Genomic DNA, 7,436 nt, shown 5'->3' with positions numbered 1-7,436 from the left:
CTTGGGGCGGAATTCACCCTGCTCGTCGAAGTCGGTGATGGGGAACGACAGCAGGCCGGAGCCCATGATGGATTTGAGTTCTTGCGGGTTCATGGTCATTGCAACGAGGGGAGAAAGGTGGATGAAACAGATGTGTCAGGGGCTCAGTCGAGCTTGATGTTGGCGGCCTTGACCACGCTGGCCCAGCGCGCGCGCTCCTTGGCGAAGAACTGGTCTTGCTCGGTGGGCGTCATCGTGACGACTTCAGCACCCTGGCCGGCCAGGCGCGAGCGGATTTCCGGAGCGCGGATGGCGGTGATCAGTGCCTTGTTGAGCTTTTGCACCACGGCCTCGGGCGTGCCGCGCGGCACCAGGATGCCTTGCCATGTGCCCGACTCGTAGCCCGCCACGCCCTGCTCGGCGATGGTGGGCACGTCGCCGATCAGCGGCATGCGCGTGGCCTTGGAGACGCCCAGCACCTTGAGCTTGCCGTTCTGCACCTGGGGCAGGGTGGCCAGCATGCCGTTCATCAGCACCTGGGTCTGGCCGGCGACGGTGTCCTGGATGGCGGTCACGCCGCCCTTGTAGGGGATGTACTGCCAGCGCGCGCCGCTGGCGCGCTCCAGCGCCACACCGGCCAGGTGGGGGGCGCTGCCGGTGGCCGTGACGGCAAAGTTCAGGTCGTTCTTCTTGGAGTAGGCGACCAGCTCCTTGAGGTTGCTCACCGGCACGGAGGGGTGCACCACCAGCAGGTGGGGCGAGTAGGCCAGCATGGTTACGCCACGCAGGTCCTTCGAGGGGTCGAACGACAGCTTGGTGTAAACCGAGGGGCTGATGGCCAGCGCGCCCACGTCGCACAGCAGCACGGTGTAGCCGTCCGGTTCTGCCTTGGCGACGAAGTCGGCACCCAGGTTGCCATTGGCGCCGGGCTTGTTCTCCACGATCACGCTTTGCTTGAGCGCTTCGGACAGCGACTGGCTGATGGAGCGCGCAATGATGTCCGAGCTGCCGCCTGGAGGGTAGGGCACCACGATGCGCAGTGTCTTGGCAGGCCATTCAGCGGTCTGGGCCGTGGCGGATGCTGCGGCCAGGGCGGCAGTGCAGGCAAGAAGGATGGCGCGACGCTTCAAAGTCATGGAATGTCTCCGTTCGTTAGGTTGTTGTTAGTCATCGTACAACTAAGCCCAGCAAAGCGCAATGATCAATCCCTCAAACCACGGGTTTACCCGTAAAAAATCAGGGTAATCACTGATATTTCAGGGACGAATTTCCCTGTGCTGTCGAGGGAAAAGGCGCTGGATGGATCGCTGAAAACCTCGGGTAATCCCTTTGTCATGCCCAGCATGTGTGGGGCCACAATGGCGCCCATGTTGTATGACGACATATAACAAACCGACGCCGCATGCAAAGAACCGCGGCCGAACAACGCCTGGCCACGCCGGGACGCAAGCAACAACCAAAGGGGATAGGAATGATCGCAGCACTTCGTACCCACCGCCGTCCGGGACGGCTGGCGCAGCTGGCCTTTGCCGTGGGCGCCGCACTGGCCACCCCCGGTGCCTGGGCCGCCACCTGGGTCTATGTGTCCAATGCCGACAGCCAGGACGTGTCGGTCTATGAGCTGGACCGCAGCGCCGCGGCGCTCAAGCCCGTGGACACCACGGCGGTCGGCGGTATGGCCATGCCCATGTCTGTGAGCCCGGACAAGAGGGTGTTGTATGTGGCGCTGCGCTCGCAGCCTTTTCGCGTGGTGAGCCTGGCGATCGATCCCGCCAGCGGCAAGCTGCGCAAGCTGGGCGAAGCCCCGCTGGCCGACAGCATGGCCAATATCGACACCGATGCCACGGGGCGCTGGCTGTTTGCGGCGTCTTACCCCGGCCACAAGATCACGGTCAACAGCATTGGCAAGGACGGGGCGGTGGGGGCGGTGCAGCAGCTCATCCCGACGGCACCGAACGCCCACGCCATTCACGCCGACGCGACCAACCGCTTTGTGTTTGCCACCAGCCTGGGCGGCGACAACCTGTCGGCCTGGCGCTTCGATGCCGAAACCGGCAAGCTTTCTGCGAACGAGCCCGCCCTCACCACGGTGGCGCCTGAGAAATCGGGCCCGCGCCACTTCGTGTGGGACAAGGGCCAGCGCTTCATGTACGTGCTCAACGAACTGGACGCCGCCGTGCACGTGATGGCCTACGACGCTGCGCGCGGTGGCCTGCGCTCGGTGCAGCGCGCCAGTGCGCTGCCCGCCGGCTTTACCGGCAAGCCGTGGGCGGCCGACCTGCACCTGTCGCCCGATGGCCGCACGCTGTATGCGTCCGAGCGCACCTCCAGCACGCTCAGCAGCTTCCGGGTCGATGCGGCCACGGGCCAGTTGCAGCCGCTGGGCCAGGTGCCCACCGAAAAATCCCCGCGCGGCTTTGCGGTGGACTCGTCCGGCCGCTTCCTCATCGCCGCAGGGCAGGAGTCGCACCAGGTGTCGCTGCACCCCATCGACCCCGCCACCGGTATCCCCGGCGCGCCCACGCGCGCGCCCGCGGGCAAGAACCCCAACTGGGTCGAGATCGTCGACCTGCCCTGAGCCCCGGCGTCCGACAACGCACTGGCACCGAAGCGAACCCCATGACAACCCGAGGAGACACCGCCGCATGAGCCCGCAGCCACAGACCGACCAGGCCTCCAACCCCACAGCCTCAACGGCCCCCACCGCAGCGCCGGCCTCGCGCCGTGCCTTCATGGCCGGCGCCATCGCCGCCACCGCCGCCGCAGGCACCGGCGGCCTGGCGCAGGCCCAGTCCTTCGACTTCAAGCCCCACCAGCGCTACCCCGATCCGGCCGTGCAGGTGCTGGACCCGTCGTTTGCCAAGTACCGCCTGTTCAGCAGCAGCGTGGAGCAGATCGCCACCGGCTTTCGCTGGGTGGAGGGCCCTGTGTGGGTGGGCGACGGCCGCTACCTGCTGTTCTCTGACATCCCCAACAACCGCATCGTCCGCTGGGACGAGGCCACAGGCCAGACAGGCGTGTTCCGCCACCCGGCCAATTTCTCGAACGGCCTGGCGCGCGACCGGCAGGGCCGCCTGCTGGTGTGCGAGCACCTCACGCGCCGCGTGACCCGCACCGAATACGACGGCAGCATCACCGTGCTGTCCGACGGCTTCAACGGCAAGCGCCTGAACTCGCCCAACGACATCGTCTGCAAGAGCGACGGCTCGATCTGGTTCACCGACCCGCCGTTCGGCATCGGCGGCCATTGGGAGGGCGACAAGGCCGCGGCCGAGCTGCCGCATTCCGTCTACCGCATCGACCCGAGCAGCGGCAAGACCGAGCTGGTGCTGAATGACCTGGCCGGCCCCAACGGCCTGTGCTTCTCGCCCGACGAAAAACGCCTGTACATCGTCGAAGGCCGCGCGCAACCGAACCGCTTGGTCTGGGCGTTTGATGTGGGCACCGGCGCACGCCTTGCCAACAAGCGCGTGCACATCGACGCCGGTGGCCCGGGCGCGCTCGACGGCATCAAGTGCGACGAGGACGGCAACCTGTGGTGCGGCTGGGGCAGCAATGGCTCGCCCAGCGCCAGTGCGGCCGACCTCGACGGCGTGATGGTGTTCAACCCCGCGGGCAAGCCCATCGGCCACATCCGCCTGCCCGAGCGCTGCGCCAACCTGGTGTTCGGCGGGCCCAAGAAAAACCGCCTGTTCATGGCCAGCAGCCATTCCGTCTACGCGCTGTACGTGGAGACGCGGGGCGCCGTCTAGGCGCCATCGCGCGCCTGCCTGGCCCTGGGCCCAGCCCCTCATTCCACCCGTTTCATCCCATCATCCACAAACCAGGAGACTTTCCATGCAACGCAGAACCCTCATCCACACGGCCGCTCTGGCCGCCGCTGTGGGCCTCACCGCCATGCCGGCCGCGGCCCAGGGTACCTGGCCCACCGGCAAGACCATCAGCTACGTCGTGCCGTTTGCCGCAGGCGGCACCACCGACACGCTGGGCCGCCTGATCGGCCAGCAGCTGGGCACGGCCCTCGGGACCACCGTCGTGGTCGAGAACAAGGGCGGCGCGGCCGGCAGCATCGGCTCGGAAGCCGCGGCACGTGCCGCGCCCGACGGCTACACGCTGCTGGGCGGCACCGTGAGCTCGCACGCCATCAACGTGAGCCTGTACCCCAAGCTGGGCTACGACCCCATCAAGTCGTTCAGCCCCGTCACGCTGATCGGCACCAACCCGGTGGTGCTGGTGGTGTCGGCCAACAGCCCGCACAAGACGCTCAAGGACGTGCTGGCCGCGGCCAAGGGCAAGGAAGGCGGCCTGTCGTCCGCGTCTGCAGGCACCGGCAGCTCGCAGCATCTGGCCGTGGAACTGCTGGCCTACAAGTCGGGCGTGAAGTTCACGCACATCCCGTACAAGGGCAGCGGCCCGGCCATCCAGGACGTGATCAGCGGCCAGGTCGACATGATGTTCGACACCACCGTGGTCGCCGCCCCGCACATCCAGAGCGGCAAGCTGCGCGCCATCGCGGTGACCTCGCCCAAGCGCCTGGCGTCGATGCCCGACGTGCCCACGGTGGCAGAGTCGGGCGTGAACGGCCTGGCGGACTTTCAGGTGCAATCGTGGCAGGCGATCTTCGCGCCGGCCAACACCCCGGCGCCCATCGTCACGCGCCTGCATGACGAGATCCGCAAGATCCTGGCCCAGCCCGACATGCAGACCCGCCTGAAGGGCTTCGGCATGGAGCCTGCCGACATGACCACCGCCCAGATCGCCACGTTCCAGAAGGCCGAGGTAGACAAGTGGGCCCAGGTGATCAAGGCCGCCAACATCAAGGTGGACTGAGCCACCAGCACTTTTCAGCGATCTCCCTGTAAGTAGGTTGCGGAATGGTCTTCGGGCCATTCCGCTTTTTTTATGGCGCGTCTGCAGGGTGGGCCGCGCCGGCGCGCCGGGCCAGCACGTAGTCGGGGTGCTGCCCCGTGAGCAGCAGGAACATGGCGTACGCGGGCCCCTGCATGTTGCGCTCGTCGGTCGCGCTTTCGAGCGCCTGCCAGGTGCGCGACTGCACGCCGCCCCGGCTGCCGGTCTGCAGCGGGTAACCCATCAGTTCCGCGGCCTGCGCCTGGCTGAGCCCGGCGGCGGTGCGGCTGGCCTTGAGCTGGTCGCCGGTGGGGATGGGCATAGGCATGGCAAGGGGGATGATGGGGGTGGCAGACGTCATGGTGAAGATGGACGTGGGTAATGATTTGCTATGTTTTTGATAGCTGTTTGCGCTTGATGAGCAAGCGGTGACGGCCATTTTCATGCAGATTGCGGCCGCTGCGGGGCCATGTGGCCATGCTGTAGGTCCTGTGCGACAGGGAAGGGCGCCAGCAGGATGGACGCGCGTCGCACCTTTCCGCGCCACAGGTGCGACCCCCAGGTGGGGGAGGCGCTCAGCGCCTTGAGGGGCCTACTCCTCCTCGCCCAGGAACCCGCCGCTCTGGTGGCCCCACAGCCGCGCGTACACGCCGCCTTGCGCCAGCAGTTGCGCGTGGGTGCCTTCCTCCACGATGCGGCCGGCATCCAGCACGATGAGCCGGTCCATGGCCGCGATGGTGGACAGGCGGTGTGCAATGGCGATCACGGTCTTGCCTTGCATCAGGCCGTCCAGGCTTTGCTGGATGGCGGCTTCGACCTCGGAGTCGAGCGCGCTGGTGGCTTCGTCCAGCAGCAGTATGGGCGCGTCCTTGAGCATCACGCGCGCAATGGCCACGCGCTGGCGCTGCCCGCCCGACAGTTTCACGCCGCGCTCGCCCACCTGGGCGTCGTAACCGGAGCGCCCGTGCAGGTCGCTCAGGTTCTCGATGAACTCGGCGGCCTCGGCGCGTTGCGCTGCGGCATGCATGTCTTCTTCCGTCGCATCAGGACGGCCGTACAGGATGTTGTCGCGCATCGAGCGGTGTAGCAGCGACGTGTCCTGTGTGACCATGCCGATGTTGCGGCGCAGGCTGTCCTGCGTCACATGGGCGATGTCCTGGCCGTCGATCAGCACCCGGCCGGCGCGCACGTCATGAAAGCGCAGCAGCAGGTTCACCAGCGTGGACTTGCCCGCGCCGGACCGGCCGATGAGGCCGATCTTCTCGCCGGGCCGGATCGTGAGTTGAAGCTGGTCGATGACGGGGCGGCCGTTGCCGTAGGCAAAGCTCACATTGTCGAAGTGCACCTGGCCTTGGGTCACCTGCAGGGGCTGCGCGTCGGGTGCATCCACCACGGTGCGCGGCTTGGTCAGCGTGTTGATGCCGTCCTGGATGGTGCCGACGCTCTCGAACAGCGTGGTCATCTCCCACATCACCCAGTGGGCATGGCCGGAGACGCGCAGCGTCATGGCGATGACGGCGGCCACCGCGCCTGCGCCCACCTGGCCCTGCGTCCACAGCCACAATGCCGTGCCGCAAGCGCCCAGGATCATGGCTACCACCAGGGCCTGGTTCACGATCTCGAACCGGCTCACCAGGCGCATCTGCGCGTAGCCCGTGAGCTTGAAGGCATCCATGGCCGCACGTGCAAACTCCGACTCGCGCCGCGTGTGCGAGAAGAGCTTGACGGTGGCGATGTTGGTGTAGGCATCGGTGATGCGCCCGGTCATCACCGATCGCGCATCGGCCTGCGCCTTGCCGACCTTGCCCAGGCGGGGCACGAAGTACCAGCAGGCCAGGCCGTAGGCCACGATCCACACCGCGAAGGGCACGATCAGGCGCGCATCGAAACCTGCCAGCAGGATGAGGATGGTGGCCAGGTAGATGCCCATGCCGATCACCACATCGGTCGTGGTGAAGATCATGTCGCGCACCGCCAGCGCGGTCTGCATGATCTTGGTGGTGATGCGGCCTGCGAACTCATCGGCATAGAAGGCCATGCTCTGGCCCAGCATCAGGCGGTGGAAGTTCCAGCGCAGGCGCAGCGGGAAGTTGATGGCCAGCGCCTGGTGCTTGAGGCTGGTTTGCAGCGACACCAGCACCAGCGTGCCCATCAGCAGTGCGACGATGCCCAGGATGGCACCCTTGCGCTCGTCCCACAGCGCGGCCGGCGCCACGGTGGACAGCCAGTCGACCACGTGCCCGAGCACGGCGAACAGCAGCGCCTCGAACACGGCGATCGCCGCAGAGAGGGCCGCCATCGCCACGACGTAGCCGCGCACGCCGCGCGTGCCGTCCCACACGAAGGCCATGAAGTCCTTCGGGGGCAAATGGGGTTCAGCGGGAGGGTAGGGAGAAATTCGGCTTTCGAAATACTTGAACACGTAGCAGGGCTCCTTGGCACCCGTCGCGTGTCTTTTTGGCGATATCAGTCCGAACGTCGGGGCTGTGCGCTACGGGGCTGTGCGGCTTTGCGGCACCGTGTGCTGCATATCTGCGCGCCAGCGTGCATGCCACCGGGGCCGGTGCCCGCGCGGCTTCAAAAAGACAGGGATCAGGTTTGTGAATCCC

The 7,436-nt window shown here is 66.7% G+C and carries 6 protein-coding genes and 1 pseudogene; 3 read left to right on the top strand and 4 right to left on the bottom strand.

From position 1 onward, the window contains the following. Positions 1-93: pseudogene (locus ASG27_RS27070) on the bottom strand (5-dehydro-4-deoxyglucarate dehydratase); the annotation flags it as partial. A 50-nt stretch (positions 94-143) separates the two neighbouring features. Further along, on the bottom strand, positions 144-1,115 hold the full coding sequence (locus tag ASG27_RS24235; RefSeq protein ID WP_056417122.1) for a Bug family tripartite tricarboxylate transporter substrate binding protein: 972 nt from the start codon (positions 1,113-1,115) through the stop codon (positions 144-146). Positions 1,116-1,450: 335 nt separating this feature from the next. Between ASG27_RS24235 and ASG27_RS24230 the strand changes: the two genes are divergently transcribed. From ASG27_RS24230 to ASG27_RS24220, 3 genes are all read left to right on the top strand, one after another. Continuing rightward, the gene (locus tag ASG27_RS24230) at positions 1,451-2,557 is read left to right on the top strand and encodes a lactonase family protein (protein ID WP_056417124.1); all 1,107 of its coding nucleotides are present in this window, start codon (positions 1,451-1,453) and stop codon (positions 2,555-2,557) included. 154 nt (positions 2,558-2,711) lie between these two features. Next, positions 2,712-3,731 (top strand): SMP-30/gluconolactonase/LRE family protein, encoded by a 1,020-nt coding sequence (locus tag ASG27_RS24225; RefSeq protein WP_056417140.1) that lies wholly within the window; start codon positions 2,712-2,714, stop codon positions 3,729-3,731. Positions 3,732-3,816: 85 nt separating this feature from the next. Next, complete coding sequence (locus ASG27_RS24220; protein WP_056417125.1) at positions 3,817-4,809, top strand: Bug family tripartite tricarboxylate transporter substrate binding protein; 993 nt, start codon at positions 3,817-3,819, stop codon at positions 4,807-4,809. A 70-nt stretch (positions 4,810-4,879) separates the two neighbouring features. On the opposite strand, the gene ASG27_RS24215 is transcribed toward ASG27_RS24220, so the two are convergent. Both ASG27_RS24215 and ASG27_RS24210 read right to left on the bottom strand, forming a co-directional pair. Further along, a complete protein-coding gene (locus ASG27_RS24215) occupies positions 4,880-5,188 on the bottom strand; it encodes a helix-turn-helix domain-containing protein (RefSeq protein WP_056417127.1) in 309 nt (102 codons plus the stop codon). A 231-nt stretch (positions 5,189-5,419) separates the two neighbouring features. Then, positions 5,420-7,249 (bottom strand): ABC transporter ATP-binding protein, encoded by a 1,830-nt coding sequence (locus ASG27_RS24210; RefSeq protein WP_056417129.1) that lies wholly within the window; start codon positions 7,247-7,249, stop codon positions 5,420-5,422. Positions 7,250-7,436: the final 187 nt, after the last annotated feature.

Origin of the sequence: Acidovorax sp. Leaf191, from assembly GCF_001424425.1 — a bacterium.
In the GTDB taxonomy this organism is placed as follows: domain Bacteria; phylum Pseudomonadota; class Gammaproteobacteria; order Burkholderiales; family Burkholderiaceae_C; genus Acidovorax.
Note: the sequence above shows the minus strand (reverse complement) of the source record. Positions and strands in the feature narration are given on the sequence as shown.